Source organism: Arthrobacter sp. MDT2-3, assembly GCF_059090465.1.
The window spans coordinates 21,183-35,594 of sequence record NZ_JBNHFS010000006.1 but is presented as its reverse complement, the minus strand read 5'-3'; the positions used below and the strand labels follow the sequence as shown (position 1 = coordinate 35,594).

The 14,412-nt window shown below is 63.7% G+C and carries 17 protein-coding genes; 3 read left to right on the top strand and 14 right to left on the bottom strand.

The genetic code is table 11. From position 1 onward, the window contains the following. Nucleotides 1-471: 471 nt before the first annotated feature. On the top strand, nucleotides 472-921 hold the full coding sequence (locus tag AC5RUQ_RS16930; RefSeq protein WP_493948489.1) for a peptidase inhibitor family I36 protein: 450 nt from the start codon (nucleotides 472-474) through the stop codon (nucleotides 919-921). A 160-nt stretch (nucleotides 922-1,081) separates the two neighbouring features. Here the strand turns inward: AC5RUQ_RS16930 and AC5RUQ_RS16925 are convergent, their stop codons facing one another. The 7 genes from AC5RUQ_RS16925 to AC5RUQ_RS16895 form a co-directional block, all read right to left on the bottom strand. Next, the gene (locus AC5RUQ_RS16925) at nucleotides 1,082-1,369 is read right to left on the bottom strand and encodes a helix-turn-helix domain-containing protein (RefSeq protein WP_493948488.1); all 288 of its coding nucleotides are present in this window, start codon (nucleotides 1,367-1,369) and stop codon (nucleotides 1,082-1,084) included. A 2-nt stretch (nucleotides 1,370-1,371) separates the two neighbouring features. After that, complete coding sequence (locus tag AC5RUQ_RS16920) at nucleotides 1,372-1,641, bottom strand: ParB family protein (protein WP_493948487.1); 270 nt, start codon at nucleotides 1,639-1,641, stop codon at nucleotides 1,372-1,374. A gap of 15 nt (nucleotides 1,642-1,656) precedes the next feature. After that, nucleotides 1,657-2,109 (bottom strand): ATP-binding cassette domain-containing protein, encoded by a 453-nt coding sequence (locus AC5RUQ_RS16915; protein ID WP_493948486.1) that lies wholly within the window; start codon nucleotides 2,107-2,109, stop codon nucleotides 1,657-1,659. Between the two features lie 66 nt (nucleotides 2,110-2,175). Next, nucleotides 2,176-2,835 carry a hypothetical protein gene (locus AC5RUQ_RS16910; protein ID WP_493948485.1) on the bottom strand — a complete coding sequence of 220 codons (660 nt, stop codon included), beginning with the start codon at nucleotides 2,833-2,835 and terminating at the stop codon, nucleotides 2,176-2,178. A gap of 157 nt (nucleotides 2,836-2,992) precedes the next feature. Continuing rightward, on the bottom strand, nucleotides 2,993-3,898 hold the full coding sequence (locus AC5RUQ_RS16905) for a single-stranded DNA-binding protein (RefSeq protein ID WP_493948484.1): 906 nt from the start codon (nucleotides 3,896-3,898) through the stop codon (nucleotides 2,993-2,995). 5 nt (nucleotides 3,899-3,903) lie between these two features. Next, complete coding sequence (locus AC5RUQ_RS16900; RefSeq protein ID WP_493948483.1) at nucleotides 3,904-4,170, bottom strand: glutaredoxin family protein; 267 nt, start codon at nucleotides 4,168-4,170, stop codon at nucleotides 3,904-3,906. A gap of 399 nt (nucleotides 4,171-4,569) precedes the next feature. After that, nucleotides 4,570-4,902 (bottom strand): hypothetical protein, encoded by a 333-nt coding sequence (locus tag AC5RUQ_RS16895; RefSeq protein ID WP_493948482.1) that lies wholly within the window; start codon nucleotides 4,900-4,902, stop codon nucleotides 4,570-4,572. 289 nt (nucleotides 4,903-5,191) lie between these two features. On the opposite strand from AC5RUQ_RS16895, the gene AC5RUQ_RS16890 reads away from it, so the two are divergent. Next, nucleotides 5,192-5,419, top strand: coding sequence for a DUF2188 domain-containing protein (locus tag AC5RUQ_RS16890; RefSeq protein WP_493948481.1), 228 nt, complete (start codon nucleotides 5,192-5,194; stop codon nucleotides 5,417-5,419). Nucleotides 5,420-6,160: 741 nt separating this feature from the next. Here the strand turns inward: AC5RUQ_RS16890 and AC5RUQ_RS16885 are convergent. Together AC5RUQ_RS16885 and dprA are read right to left on the bottom strand one after the other, a co-directional pair. Further along, nucleotides 6,161-7,513, bottom strand: a complete 1,353-nt coding sequence (locus AC5RUQ_RS16885) for a ParB/RepB/Spo0J family partition protein (RefSeq protein WP_493948480.1) — start codon at nucleotides 7,511-7,513, stop codon at nucleotides 6,161-6,163. Nucleotides 7,514-8,116: 603 nt separating this feature from the next. Continuing rightward, complete coding sequence (gene dprA / locus AC5RUQ_RS16880; protein ID WP_493948479.1) at nucleotides 8,117-9,031, bottom strand: DNA-processing protein DprA; 915 nt, start codon at nucleotides 9,029-9,031, stop codon at nucleotides 8,117-8,119. Nucleotides 9,032-9,473: 442 nt separating this feature from the next. Here dprA and AC5RUQ_RS16875 point away from each other — a divergent pair, with 442 nt between their 5' ends. After that, entirely contained in the window at nucleotides 9,474-9,686 is a 213-nt protein-coding gene (locus tag AC5RUQ_RS16875) for a hypothetical protein (protein ID WP_493948478.1), read from the top strand. Between the two features lie 95 nt (nucleotides 9,687-9,781). On the opposite strand, the gene AC5RUQ_RS16870 is transcribed toward AC5RUQ_RS16875, so the two are convergent. The 5 genes from AC5RUQ_RS16870 to AC5RUQ_RS16850 all read right to left on the bottom strand — a co-directional run bounded on the left by AC5RUQ_RS16870 (nucleotide 9,782) and on the right by AC5RUQ_RS16850 (nucleotide 14,092). After that, a complete protein-coding gene (locus AC5RUQ_RS16870; protein ID WP_476975823.1) occupies nucleotides 9,782-9,931 on the bottom strand; it encodes a hypothetical protein in 150 nt (49 codons plus the stop codon). A 192-nt stretch (nucleotides 9,932-10,123) separates the two neighbouring features. Then, on the bottom strand, nucleotides 10,124-11,104 hold the full coding sequence (locus AC5RUQ_RS16865; RefSeq protein WP_493948477.1) for a DUF4192 family protein: 981 nt from the start codon (nucleotides 11,102-11,104) through the stop codon (nucleotides 10,124-10,126). 580 nt (nucleotides 11,105-11,684) lie between these two features. Continuing rightward, nucleotides 11,685-12,035, bottom strand: coding sequence for a hypothetical protein (locus AC5RUQ_RS16860; RefSeq protein ID WP_493948476.1), 351 nt, complete (start codon nucleotides 12,033-12,035; stop codon nucleotides 11,685-11,687). 78 nt (nucleotides 12,036-12,113) lie between these two features. Continuing rightward, complete coding sequence (locus AC5RUQ_RS16855) at nucleotides 12,114-12,545, bottom strand: hypothetical protein (RefSeq protein WP_493948475.1); 432 nt, start codon at nucleotides 12,543-12,545, stop codon at nucleotides 12,114-12,116. A 671-nt stretch (nucleotides 12,546-13,216) separates the two neighbouring features. Next, nucleotides 13,217-14,092: an HNH endonuclease family protein gene (locus AC5RUQ_RS16850; protein ID WP_493948474.1), complete on the bottom strand. Its 876-nt coding sequence runs from the start codon at nucleotides 14,090-14,092 to the stop codon at nucleotides 13,217-13,219. Between the last annotated feature and the right edge of the window lie 320 nt (nucleotides 14,093-14,412).

Below are 14,412 nucleotides of genomic sequence, written 5' to 3'. Positions count from 1 at the left end.
CACAGTCGTCAGCTCACTACTCGCATGAACCTCACCGCCGGGACCGGCGAATGTGCACAGCCTAGACCGCAACTACGCACCAGCGGCAGCCTCTCCCATGGTCCAAGACCAGCGCTGCCGTGGCACCTAAAGAGCTACTTGGGTTTTGTCCAGCAGGGACAACACAGTGTGGCGGCCTTGAGTTAGAACGGAACCGTTCCAGGGAGCTTGCGTTCTAAGACACAGGGGGGCTTTCCGGAAGGTAACGGGCGGCGACAACCACGTGCTGCAGGACGGCGCTTAGTCACCACTAACTCACCCAGGCCCGCGTGATTCGAACAATGGCACCAGCCGCAGCGAGACCGTTTCCCAAACGAGCCACCCAGCATTAGGGCAGATATCCCCATGGCTGCCCGGCCAGGGAAGGGTACAGAATAGGGAAGGCGTCTGTCTTGGACGCCCGGATACCGTGAAAAATGACTGGGGAACATCATGAAACTCGCGATGCACAAAACAGCTACTGCCGGAGCCGTCTTCGCTCTGAGCGCCAGCGCAATTTTGGCGGGCGCACCCGCTGCCAACGCGTCAGGAACAGGAACCGCGTGCCCGACATCACGGGTGTGCTTCTACTTCAACTCCGACTTCCAGGGCGCACGCGCCGACTACGCCAACAGCGACGCCACCATGGGCAACGAGCTCTTCACCGACGGCCCCGTCGGACGGAACGGATGGGGCGTCCAGGTCAACAACAACGCAGCATCCCTGATCAACAACACGTACGCGTACATCACGATCTACGACAGCCCCGGCTGCGTAGGCTACGCCTGGTACATCCAACCGGGGGAACGTCTCAACCTGGGCGCGATGAAAAACAGGGTCAGCTCAATCCACGTAGCTTACAACGGCGGGGCATGCCTCGACCGGGACCAGTCCTGGGCCTAGCCCCACACTGCCCGCCGGGGTGACGCCGCGGCCGCCGGGCGCCATATCGAAAAAGTGGCACTGCGGTTAGCGAGTTCACGTAAAAGCTGGCCATAGCAACAAGTGAAGGCCGGCACCCCATTGCGGGTGTCGGCCTTCACTTGTCTCATACGGGCACGAGTTACTCGTCCGCGGGGGCCTCGCCCTCGGGGACCTGGCCCGAAGCAATCCGTTCTGCCGTCTTCTCGTAGGCGGCATTAATGTACGCGGCCAGGTCATCCTCCCGAACCCTCCAAATGCCCCTGGGCCCGAATTGCGCCGCCCTAATTTCGCCGCTTCTCAACAGTGCGTACACCATTGGTTTACCGAGATTCAGAATTTCCTGGACGTCGTCCATCGTCAGCATCTTGGGGAACGGCTGAGACGTCCGGGCGCCGGTCTTGTTCATGTCTTCGGTCCACTGACCCATCTCTACGTTTCCTCGCTTCGGTGCTGCATTTCATCCATCGTTCTCTGCCCTCGCCGCAGCTCGCCGGCCTGCACCGGAGGCCACGGCTTGCCGCCGTTGTACTTGCGCTGCAGTCGCTTCGCCTCACGCATGCTGGCCCGGACAATGAAGTCCGAAACGCTCGCGTCACCCTCTTCGGTCTTGCCGGCATTCACGAAAGCGGCACGGACCTCCTCGGCCTGCTCCTGAGTGTAATAGGGCGTGAACGCAGCAATCTTTTTGGGCTTCGCCATCACCACACCTCTGGCCTACTTGACCGCACGCAGCACCTGCGGCCACGGGTGGAGACTGTCCAGGTAGCCCGGGTGCAGCGTCATCGAACCGTCCGCACTGGTGCGGATGTCTGAGTGCTGGTGGCTTCCGCCGGCATGGGCGATAGCGGCCAGGACAAGGTCAAGGTTCTCCCGGTCAAGGCCTGGCACAACGTCACCCAGAACCACCGGCACATCCTCGGCCAACGATGCCGCCAGGAGCAGGAACCGACGCTCCCCACCGGAGAGGACACCCGTCTCCTCCGCGATGGCTGCGAAGTCGATCCACGCACTCATCTGGCCGGGTCCTTGCGGCCCGGAGCTGGTGTGCACCCATGGGTTACCGGGGCCGGCAAACTTCCCACCAAAGCCCCGTATCAGCAACTCTGTGGCCGCCTCGATTGTGTACATGCCTTTGGCCCAGGCGCGGAGGTCATCTGTGTGCGTCATGGCTGTGTTTCCTTTGCTCGTGCTCGTGGTCTGAACAACGTTCTACCCCCTCCTGGTTGGTTGGCTCTAGGAGTGGAGACGCAGGTCAAAAGCGATTGACTCCGCGTTCCACTCCGGCCCGCGGGGATCAAATTTCGGATTCTGCAGGAAGTCCTCCAGCGCCGCCTCGACGGGATCAAGGTTGTGAACGTACTGCGAAGGGATAAAGCCATTTATCCGACCCATTGGAACGTCCACTGACTCATCGGAACCATGTCCGGCTTGGGACAGGACTGCCCAGGAAAAGTCGCTGTCGGCATCGGGATTCAGATGGCATACCAATTTCGATGGCAGCGCCCCGGCGACTTCAAAGCGTGCCATGCCGTGCTCCACTACGACACGTCCATGCTTATTGCCGTCCAGTGAGTGCAGGGCTTCCTTGGCTGCCTCACGGGCCTTGGTCAGGGTGTCCATGCCCTGACCGTTTACAGCCCATTTGAACTTCACTTCGGACTTAGCGACCGCTAGCCGCCAAGCCACACCGAATTGAGCGCCTGCGATATATCCGCCCATCCACATAAGCCCTGGCTGCCCCAGCACCATGCCCACGACAAGGAACGATGCGAGGAACACGAAGTTCAGCCACCTCCAAGGCAGGCCGAAGCGGAACACATAGGTGCTCAGAACCAGCCCGGCAAGCAGAGGGCCGATGTCATCGGACACCCGGGAGTTTTTGCCAAACAGCATGAGCGCAACGGTTCCAACCAGGACAACCGCCCCGAAAATGGAGTAGTACCAGATCTCATTCCGGGTCTTACTCCCCGCCATATTGTTCCTTTTCAAGGTTCCTGCTTTCCGTGCCCGCCGGGGCCAGCGTATCTGCTGACCCCGACAGTTGTACTGCTTAGAACGGGGGTTCGGAGTCGGGTCCGTTGCCCCAGCCGCCGCCGGCGTTGCTCGTTGCGGGGATGCCCCAAGGGTCATCCCGCGGGGCTGACTGCGAGCTCTGATTGCTGCTCCCCTGGCCGCCGAAGCCACCGCCGGCCTGTCCGCCCTGGTTGCTGCGCTGGCTGCGGTTGACCTTGGCGTTCGCGTACCGCAGCGAGGGGCCGATCTCGTCGACTTCGAGTTCGATGACGGTGCGCTTTTCGCCTTCTTTGGTTTCGTAGGAGCGGGACTTCAGCCGTCCCGTAACGATGACGCGCATGCCCTTGGTCAGGGACTCGGCCACGTTTTCTGCCGCTTCCCGCCACACACTGGCCCGGAGGAAAAGCGTCTCCCCGTCCTTCCACTCGTTGGACTGACGGTCGAAGGTCCTGGGCGTTGAAGCGATGGTGAAGTTCGCGACGGCCGACCCGCTCGGAGTGAAGCGCAGCTCTGGATCTGATGTCAGGTTTCCAATGACAGTAAGCGTGGTTTCGCCGGCCATGATGGTTCCTTTTCCTCGTGTGCTGGTGATGTTTTCGGCGTGTGTTGTGGGTTCGTTCTGAGGTTCGGTCCCACCCGGTTCGTCGTGGGTGAGGTCGTTGGGTTGGTACTGGTTCGCCGTGTGTGCGTCCCAGAGCCCGCCCTCCCCGAGCGGGGCGCGGTTGATTGCCTCAAGGTACCGGTCATCCCCTCCCTCATCTGGGACGGGGTAGCCGTCGTACAGGTCCTCAACGAGGGGTTCCACAATGGCGGGTTCCACAACGTAGGGGTCCGCAGCGTTGTGCGGAATCCTGCCGCTGGGGTTGACCTGCCGGAAGAGGTCCACCTCCAACGGGATTCGTGGGCTGAGCTTGAACCCGACGACCGGGCGCGGGGTGGCCACGGTCCTCACGCTGCCTTGTGAGTCATGGCCGCCTGGACGAGCTTGTCGCGGCGCAGGCCGGACCAGCGGTCCTGGTCATCGGTGTTGTTCACGACGACGGGCGCCTGGGAGTAGCCGAGTTCGGCGGTGATGTACTCCAGCGCTGCCGGCACTTCGGTGATGTCCACGGCCGTGTAGGTGATGCCCTTGGAGTCGAAGTAGTCCTTCGTCTTGTCGCAGTTGGGGCAGTCAGGCTTGGTGTAGACCGTGTAAGCGGTGGGTGAAGCAGTCATTTTCAGCACCTGGTTTCGTATCAAATGAGTTTCGTTCGTCTGGCTGACTTGCTACTTCAATTCTAACAGTCATTCAACTGAATGAATAGAAGTTTTACCGCTTATTCTAGCGTTTTTTTGGCGCGCAATTTCCCTCAGAAGAGTGTGATTCCTGCGTTCTGAACCACGGCTACGGATGGTGTGTCCCGCCGCCGGATACTGTGGTCATCCCCGCAGGTTCGCCGAAGCCTCAGCCCCCATGTGCATGAGAAGTCCCCGGCCGGCGGGGTGATGTGCGCACCTGCCTGGAGTGGCATTGCTGAATAGGTGTCGTCCCTGCTGAAGGAACATCAACCACAGCAGACGGTTCGCCGGCAGCGCATGATCTGGACCATGGGGAACGTGCCCGCGCGTGCGTTTCTAGGAGTCCTGCGTCTTGCCGAGCACCCAGCGGTTCCACCTGCTGGTGTCTCCGACCGGCGGCGGGCCGAGGGTGCGGATTGCTTTCTTGTACCAGCGGTTACTGAGGTAGAAGACGGCGACGATGAGGACAAGGAGGACGGTCAGGATGATCAGGGATTGATCCTTTGCGGCCTGGTACTCGTAGTATCCGGCCTGGCCGTAGGCCAGTTCCCCGGAAACTAGCGGGCGGTTACGTCCAGGAAGTAGAAGAGCATCTGCATGAACGGGAACATCAGGATAAACAGTGGCACGAGCACTATGGCGAAGTACTTGAGCCAAAGTTTCCCGCATCGTTTGTTCCAGTCGGCCAACTGTTGCTTCTGGCAGCGTCTACCGTCTGCGCCATGCTCTCCCCCAATAAATTCCTGCCTTCCGGGCACAGTCTACGGTGGCCAGCGGCGCGCCAACTTGAAAGGTAAGCATGCTTGCTATTAGGTTTGGTGTCAGCTTCTCCGCCTGTCCCCCATCAGGCGGAGTGGTTGCCAGGGAGGCCCCGCTTTACGACTCGTGCTGCGGGGCTTTTTCGCTATCCACATGTGGGCAGCAAATGCAGGAATCGGAACGGCAGAGGGAGTGTGCAGTGGCTCAGGGCGACATCGAGACGTACTACGAAGACGGCCAGTGGAAGAACAAGCGCGAGGGCACTGACCGCGCGTTCGGTGCCGGCTACAGCACCAAGGACGAAGCAGAAACTGCAGGCCGGGAAGCGGCCCAGTCCGACAAGGTCGAGCATGTCATCAAGAACCAGGACGGCCAGATCGGTTCCAAGAACAGTTACGGCAACGATCCTCGGAATGTTCCGGGCTAAGCCCAAATGCGGAGGGCCGGCTTTAAAGGCCGGCCCTTTGTCGGGTCCGTGACCTCGGCGTGTTGCATTCACAGAAGTTGGGCCGGCCAGCATCACCATGAAGATATGAACGAAAGCCCAGAAGAATCGATATGGTCAACGAACCCCAAGTTCCCCGGCTACGCGAAGCGCCAGGGGTGAAGGCGAATGGCTCGTTTACCGCAGCAATGGGTCGCAGGTCGGCTTCATCATGGCTACGGACACCCCCGAGATCTTTGCGGTCGCATCCGTCCCCCACGGGCCGAGCGGCCGGTCGAGGCTGATTGAAGTAGAGGGGTTTCAAGAGGCCCTGGCTTACTGCTTGGCGAACTTACGCCAAAGCCCCAATTGACAGCTGAAGCGGCGAGCAGGCGTCGCATCAGAAGGACCGGCTTTGAGGGCGGGTGAAACAAGCGAAGGGCCGGCTGTTAGGCCGGCCCTTCGGTGTTCTCCTCGGCAAAGGAAATCTACGGATTCAGCCTAGCTGAATGTTGTCGGTGGTGCAGCTGCCTAGCGAGCGTCGTTGTCCCAGGTAGCGCGGCACCTGGGTGCTGCGGTTGATGGGTGCGCTGATGGCGGTCCGCCGCTGGTGAGTGGGCATTGTGGTTCGCCCTGGGCGGCGGACCGCCCGACTTCTGGAAGGTTCCTGGCCTTTGCGTGGTGAGTGGCCGGGGGCCTTGCCGGGCGGTTGCGACAGATGACGCCCGGCAAGGCGGTACCAGTTTAGGCGGCGTCGTCCTCGGCTGGCTTCTGGCCGTCTAGGATGATGTTCTCGACCTCGCTGGGGGTGTATCCCCACGTGACCAGCTGGTTCAGGTAGTTCCGGTGGGTCTGGCTCGGTGACCGCCACGAGTCTTTGGCGATGGTTTTTTCATACCCTGCACACACCAGTGCGATCAGGGAGAACTCGGGCCGCGCTTCGGTTTTGGCGACGTGGTCACGGAGCGGGTTCCATCCCCACCGGTTGGTCTCTTCGACCTTGGCACCGACCATTTCTGCCGCGACCTTCCCGTCGTAGCCGCCGGCGGTTTCGGAGTGGTGGGTGATGGCGTGAACGGTGAAGTACTGCCAGCCCTTCGGTGCCTGCTTCCTGGCCAGCAGGGTTTTGACGAACTCCCGGCGGACCTTGGTCGCTGATTCCATGGCCTTGTTGTTGGCGATCAGGGTTTTCCGCTCGGCCTTCTGCTCCTCGGTCATCGGGCCCTTCGGTGCCTGGGTCCCGCTCCCGTTGTAGCGTTCGTACTTTGGGGTGAAGCCTAGTTCCTTCCAGTCGCAGATGACGGGCTCGGCCCTGTGTTCACCGCGGTAGTTGGTGCTGATGATGTAGGCGTTGGCGTCCTCGTCGGTGGCCGGTTCCCCGTCGGCTCGCTTGGCCGCTGAGACGTAGAGGTTCTCCTCGTCGGCGTAGTGTCCGGCGTCTTCGACGATGGCTTTGCCTTGGGCGCTGAGTTCTTCGATCAGTGCGGCGAGCTGGGCCTTGGATTCACGGTCGTCCCGGATCTTCTGGGCGATGTGGTCAAAGTACTGCGGTTCGTCCCGGATGACTGATTCGAGTTCATCGATGGCGTCCTGGTCCCCTTCGAACTCGGCCATCACGAGGGCCATGTCGAGGGTGTAGCCGCTCTCGAGGGCCTTGGTCCCGGTGGTGGAGGCCTTGGCTTTGAGCGCGTTTTCGACCTTGTCCCTGGTCCGGCCGGTCTTCTTCGCGATCGCGGCCGCCGAGACACCGATCAGGGACAGCTGGTGGTAGGCATCGGCCTCGTCGGCCTCGGTCAGTTCGGCGCGCTGGATGTTCTCCACGACCTGCGTCACGATGCGCTCGGCTTCCTCGGGTGAGTCGATGATCAGGACCGGGATGAGCGGCCGTTCGGCTTCGACAGCCGCGCGGGTGCGGCGCTGGCCCATCAGGACGTGCACGGTGCCATCATCCTTGCGGTGGGCGATCACCGGTTCCATCACGCCGTGTTCCTTGATGCTGGCGATGAAGTCAGCGGTCAGGGCGGCGTCCTTGCGGACGTTGATGTCAACGGTCAGGGTTGCCGGGTCGAGCATTTCAAGCGTGGGTGTTTCGTTCATGGTGTTGCTCCTTCTTGCCGAGAAGTTGGGGTGGGTGGGGCGGCTCGTGGTGACCGGCCAGCTTCCCTTCTCCCCCGTTGTTTTTTGGCTGCTGGCGGAGCTTGCGGAGCTGTGCCCGACGCAGGCCCGTCTACCCGTCAGGGCAAGGCACGGAAAATTTTCGGAGGAAATCAGCGACGCAGGAGCGCCGGAGAAGAATTTTGCGGGCCGCAGGCCCCGACGAAGGAGGGGCTAGAGGGGGTGGAGCGGGCACGTACGATCCGAAGGACAGCAGCCAAAAAACGTCGTAGACAAGACAGGTTCAGGGGGTCCGGAGCTCTGCGACGGCACCCCCTGAACCAACAGCCGGCCGCGCCAGCGGACGCCCAACAACTGGTTGAAGCGAAGCGAAAACCAGTGCGAGCCCAGCGAGCATGCACCTCCTCCAGTTCCTCGGATCCGCCCGGCCCGGCCCCGTCTGACAGGTGGGCCGCCAGCAGCAGGCGATCCGTGCGCGTCCTGGGCGCCAACGGCGGTCCGCCGCCGGCAACCACAACCCGAGCCAGCCACCTGCGGCGGACCGCCAGCGGTGACCGGCCAGTTGAAGGCCGGCCACCTATTGGGCTAGCTGGCGAGCAGTTCTGTCAGTTCGGCCGCGTCGGTCACCAGCACCGCGCCGCCTTCTTTCAGGAGCCGGTGGCATCCTGCCGAATTGGCGCTGTGGACACTGCCCGGGACGGCCGCGACGTGCCGGGCGATGGTCTCAGCGTGGTGGGCGGTGTTCAACGCACCGGACCGCCACCGGGCTTCCACAACACAGGTCACCCCTGCCAGGGCGGCGATGATGCGGTTCCTTTGCAGGAACCTGTGCCTGGTCGGCGCGGTTCCCGGGGGCAGCTCGGAGAGCGTCAGTCCGTTGGCGCGGATCGCGGCCGCGAGGTCCGCGTTCCCGGACGGGTAGTCCCGGTCAAGGCCTCCGGCCAGCACTGCGATGGTCGCCGGTCCGTTTCCCTGGCTTCCGGCCAGCGCGGCGCGGTGGGCGTGGGCGTCGATGCCGTAGGCAAGGCCGGAGATGACACAGATTCCGCGCTGGGCCAGCCCATATGCGATGTCGCCGGTGACTGCCGCGCCGTAGCTGGTGCTGTCCCGGGAGCCGGTCAGCGCCGCGCACCGGGCCGGTGCCGGGATCCCGTTCCCGAGGTTGCCCCGGTACCAGAGGCCCCAAGGGGCATCCGGAAGGTCATCCAGGCCGGTTGGCCAATGCTCGTCGCCCGGGACCAGGAAGCCGCCGCCGAGGCGGTTGATGGTGGCAAGGTCTTTTTCCGGGTCCAGGTCGTGGATGCGTGGTGCCCACCGGCTCAGGCCTTCGGCCAGCTCGTCCGCCGTGACATCCCAGAACGGGAATGCGGGTCGGGCGCCGATGGCGATTCGCAGCGCGGCGTGTGCGCCGTGTTTGGCCACAAGGGCCCGGCCCACAAGGTCGCCGGGTTCAAAGAGGCGGGTAAGGGCGGCGCGTGCGGTGCGGTTTTCGTCGTTCATGGTGTTGCTCCTTTTGCAGAGGAATGGGGTGGGTGGGGCGACTCGTGCTGACCGGCCAGCTCCCCTTCTCCCCCCGTTGTTTTTTGGCTGCTGGCGGAGCTTGCGGAGCTGTGCCCGACGCAGGCCCGTCTACCCGTAAGGGCAAAGGGCGGGAAATTCCTGGCGGAAATAAGTGAGGAACGAGCGCCGGAAGGATATTTCCTGGCCTGCAGGCCCCGACGGAGGAGGGGCTAGAGGGGGTGGAGCGGGCACGTACGATCCGAAGGACAGCAGCCAAAAAACGTCCTAGACACACCAGGTTCAGGGGGTCCGGAGCTCTGCGACGGCACCCCCTGGACCCAACAGCTGGCCGCGCCAGCGGACGTCCGCCATCTGGTTGCAGCGGAGCGGCAACCAGTGCGAGCCCAGCGAGCATGCACTTGTCCCTGGGTAGGGTGGGGGCATGAGTGATCCGGCCCCGCGTCCCGGCTACCCTGCCCGCGTGCTGCGGATCCTGGCTGTCGTGTTCACGGTTGCCGCAGTGGGATCGCTGGTGCTGGTGGCCGTGGACCTGATCGTTGGCCGGCCCGCAGCGGGCGATGTTTTCATCGCCGTGCTGAACAGCGTTGTTGCCGTGGTGTTGTGGCGCCGGTTGTCTGAGCAAGCGCGGGCGTGAGGAAGGGCCGGCATGTGCGCTTCGCACGTGGCCCGGCCCCTCCGTTGTTTTCCCTCTGCAAAGGAAATCTGTGCGGCGTCGTCGCCGCGTGGTGTTTAGAAGTTGTGGTGTTCCTGCGCCCATTCGATGTCTACGGGGGCGCTCTGTTTGCCGGCGGTAAGCAGGCTCAGCTCAATGATGTCTTCGGCCAGGCTGGCGTCGGGGCCGGGCTTGTCGTCCTCGGTCAGGATGTATTCGGTTCCCATGCTCGCGCTCCCTGGTCGATGGCAGTGTTCGTGGCTTTCACTGTAACCGTGGTTTCTGCGCGTTCGCTGGGTTTGGTGGCTGCGCCCGCGTCAGCGTCACGGCGGCCGGAGGAGCGAAGCGGAGGAGGCCGCCCCACCACCGCGAAAAGGGCCGGACCGGATCTCTTGGTGATCCCGACCCGGCCCCTTCGGTTAGAGGATGCGGCGCTTGTAGGAGGTTTCGGCGTTCCGGGCGACCTCGGCGATGGATCCGCGGCTGATCAGTTCCCCCAGCAGGACGGCCAGCCGGAAACCGGGGACGTCCGCGGCCGCGTGCTTGAGGTATCGGTCGGCCTGGGTGCCGTTGCCTTTGAGCCATTCCAGCCATCCCATCAGGGTCAGCATTGGTGCGCGCTGACCGGCGGGGACGACTTTCATCAGCTCGAACGCGAGGGCTTCGGCCCGGTCCACGCGGTCCCAGTCCGGCCGGGCGGTGAACTTGCCCAGCATCACGTCAGCGAAGTTGCCGTTGTGGGTGGTGATGGTCTCGCGGAACAGGAAGTCCCGGACCATTTTGTGCTGGAAAGCGGCCGCGATCTCCCGGGCCGTCTCCTGGTCGGGGTTTTCGGTGGCATCCAGTACGGCCGCCCAGGCCGCGCATGCCGTCTCGATGTCTTCTTCGTTGCCTTCCGGCGCTTGGACCCGCAGTGCCCAGGTGCCCAGCAGGGCCGGGTTGTAGACATCGACGTCCGTGGCGGAACCGAAGTAGGTCAGGGTTGCGTTGGCCTGGCTGTCGATGATCTGCGCCAGCGGGTTCTTCTCGTCGGTGCCGAACTCTGCCCAGTAGCCGGAGGTGACCAGCCAGACGTTGCGCACGGGCATCCTGGCGGTAGCCAGCTCGTTCACCAGCGCCGCGACGTGCACGGCGTAGGGGTAGCCGTACTTGAGGTGTTCGTCGGTGTAGACGATCACGTAGGAGGCGGTGGCCAGTTCATCGTTGGCCGCGTGGCTTGTCATCGTCTCTGCGTAATTGCCCGGCTCGACGTGTTCCGGTGCGTCCATCCGCAGCGTTGCACCCAGCGACCCGGCCCGGGCGGTGAGGACGACGAATGATTCCACGGGCTTGACTCCCAGCAGGTGCGGGACGGTGGCGAGCAGGTCAGCGGGACCGTTGAGGTTCAGTTTTTCAGTCATGGTGTTGCTCCTTTTGCAGAGGAATGGGGTGGGTGGGGCGACTCGTGGTGACCGGCCAGCTTCCCCTCTCTCCCCGTTGTTTTTTGGCTGCTGGCGGAGCTTGCGGAGCTGTGCCCGACGCAGGCCCGTCTACCCGTAAGGGCAAAGGACGGGAAATTCCTGGAGGAAATAAGTGAGGAACGAGCGCCGGAAGGATATTTCCTGGCCTGCAGGCCCCGACGGAGGAGGGGCTAGAGGGGGTGGAGCGGGCACGTACGATCCGTAGGACAGCAGCCAAAAAACGTCGTAGACACACCAGGTTCAGGGGGTCCGGAGCTCTGCGACGGCACCCCCTGGCCCCAACAGCCGGCCGCGCCAGCGGACGCCCTTATGGGGTGTGAGCCCTGGCGAACCCCCCTTTCCCCCGGGCCACGGACAACCGACGACGCGGACAGCCCGAGGCCTGCCGCCGGCGGCCGCCGCCGCGCACCTGGCTACTGCGGACTTGGCGGTCCGCCGCCGGTAACCACCAGCCCAAGCCGGCCACCTGCGGCGGACCGCCCGCGGTGACCGGCCCCGAAAGACCGGCCACCCTCCGCCCCTATTCGTGGCGGTCGTGGAGCGGGACGGCTCCGTAATGTCCGGCTGCACGCCGGAACCGGGCGTCACTGCTGAAGATGAACGTTCCGCCGAACATGTACCAGGGGGCGGGTGCACCGGCCGGGGCGAGCGGCTCGGCGTGGACCACGGACTCACGGTGGAAGTGCTCGTTTTTGACGAGGCGGACGGCGGGCCGTTCCTCGGTGGCCTCGAAAACCGGGTCGATGCCTTCGCCGATAACTGTGACTTCCATGACGCGGGCGGAGATGCCCCGGTTGGAGAAGTCTGTGCCCAGGGCGTCGCGGTAGATCAGGGCGGTGATGCCCTTGGGGGCGGTGGTGTCGTTGCTCATGCATTGTCTCCTTTGAAGTCATTTGGGTGCTGTACTGCCCGGCCCGTCGCCGGGCAGTACAGCGGCTGGTAGTGCTGGTTAGGCGGCATCCCGCACGGCGTAGGGCATCCGGTACCGGCTGGGAAGTTCGGCGGCGGCCTCCGGCAGGTCTGCCGGGCCTTGGGCCTGCCCGTTCTTCCAGTGGAAGAACGCTTGTTCCGTGATGGCGTCCCACAGGCGGGCTTTCGTCCGGTAGTAGGTGCATGTCACGTCACCCTCGCAGTAGGTGGCGATGCCGAACAGGTTGCCGATGCTGTCAGCGGTGCGGGTAACGGCGACCATGACGTAGGGCCACTGGCCCAGGTCCCAGCCATCACAGCCCCAGCTGGAGAGCACGGCCCAGCCGTGCTGTTCGATCAGTTCCATCCAGTCGTAGCCGCCGTTCATGTGGTAATCGCCCAGCACGGTCACGCCGTCAATGGTTTCCCCACTGTCAGCGAGGGTCACGCTCTTGGTGGTTACTGCGTTCATGGTGTTGCTCCTTCTTGCCGAGAAGTTGGGGTGGGTGGGGCGGCTCGTGCTGACCGGCCAGCTCCCCTCCTCCCCCGTTGTTTTTTGGCTGCTGGCGGAGCTTGCGGAGCTGTGCCCGACGGAGGCCCGTCTACCCGGCAGGGCAAGGCACGGAAAATCTTCGAAGGAAATAAGCGACGCAGGAGCGCCGAAGAAGAATTTCCGGGCCGCAGGCCCCGGGAGGGACGACAGGGGCTAGAGGGGGTGGAGCGGGCACGTACGATCCGAAGGACAGCAGCCAAAAAACGTCGTAGACAAGACCAGGTTCAGGGGGTCCGGAGCTCTGCGACGGCACCCCCTGGACCCAACAGCCGGCCGCGAAGCGGACGCCCATCAACTGGTTGCAGCGCAGCGGAAACCAGTCGTTGGGAGCGTAAACTGAGAGCGTCCTCCGTCACCGGCCTCTCCCCCCAGTCGGCCGGTGGCGGTAGGGCCTGAAACTTCCACGCCAGTCCAGCCTGTTACATGCTCGAAGGCGTAAGCAGCAGATGTTTACACCGGGAGGGTCCGCGTTTTGAACGCGGACACTCCGCTGCTCCCCCAGCGTGTCTAGGAAACGTCTGTCCCCGCGGATGTCTAGGGTCGAGGCATGGACAGGGACGGATCAGGGGAGCTGAAAGGGCAGACGTCGATCAATGAGCTGCTCGAGGAGCCCGTCGGCGTCGTCCCGGTCCAGCTGGCACTGCCGATCCTGGTGCAGGTGAAGCCGGGCCACTTCCGGCGCGTGTCCTGATTCTGCCGCCAGACCAGGGCTGCCCGGGGGCGGCTTCATTCAGTACCGGGGCGTGCTCACGTGCACGTGGCCAGGATGCCCGCGATCGCATTGTGCTCGGCTTGAGTGACCAGAGGCTGTACTTGGCCTTGACGGCCACTTGTTTTGAGACGTATTCGCAGCGGAACGTCTTATTCGGGGGCAGCCATGTGGCGGCACCCTTATCCCCCTTGGCGCTGTTCGTCGCACCGTCAGCTGCCATCAGGTTCAGGGGGTCGTTGGCGAGTTCTTTGCGCTGATCGTCGCTGATTTGCTGGGCGCCCTTTTGCCAGGCGTCGCTCAGAGGAACGACGTGGTCAATTTGCACCGCTGAGCTGGTGTCCTGTCCGCGAACGAAGTCGATTGTCGTGCCGGTGTACTTGTCGGCCAGCGTGCCGGTGGCGACGACGCAGTTGTTGGTGCCGGGCTTGAAGGTCTCGTTGGTGAGATCCCGGGCGAGGATGTCATTGCGGGTGTCACAGCCGTTGTGGTCCGTGTCGGACCAGGCCGGCCCGAACTCGTCACGACTGTAGCCGGTCTTCGCCGCCCTACCCTTGACCGGGATACTGCCCAGCACAGCGATGGCGTTTTCGACGTCACCGGCAGCACCCGGGGCCGGAGACCCGGCCGCAGTGCCGGGCGCGGAATCGAGGGCCTCAAGCGCACGGGCTGCAGGGTCGCAGCCAACCAGGGATCCTGCCAGCAGCAGGGCGGTCAGGGCAGTCAGCGTCTTGGCGGCAGTGCGGGTGATCTTCATGGTCCCTAGGCGTGGGTCGGGGAAGATTCACGCTACCGGCGCCCGCCGACAGACAAGGGAAGCACCGTGATGGTGCCTGTCACACACTCCTGCCCCAGGCAGGTCCAGAATCCCCTGCGCGTGGCTGGTCCACCCGCTTCTGCGGTTGTTTGCACCGCCCGTTCCTAAGCTGTCGGCTCCCCCGCTGCCCCGCACACGAGTTGCCCTGGCCGCTGTCCATGATCGGGGGCAATTCGGGTTATCCACGGTTCAGCATTCTGGGGAGCCAGTGGGGCAGCTCCCCTTCGGCCGCCGTAGCGGTGGATAACCCGGAAAAGAAT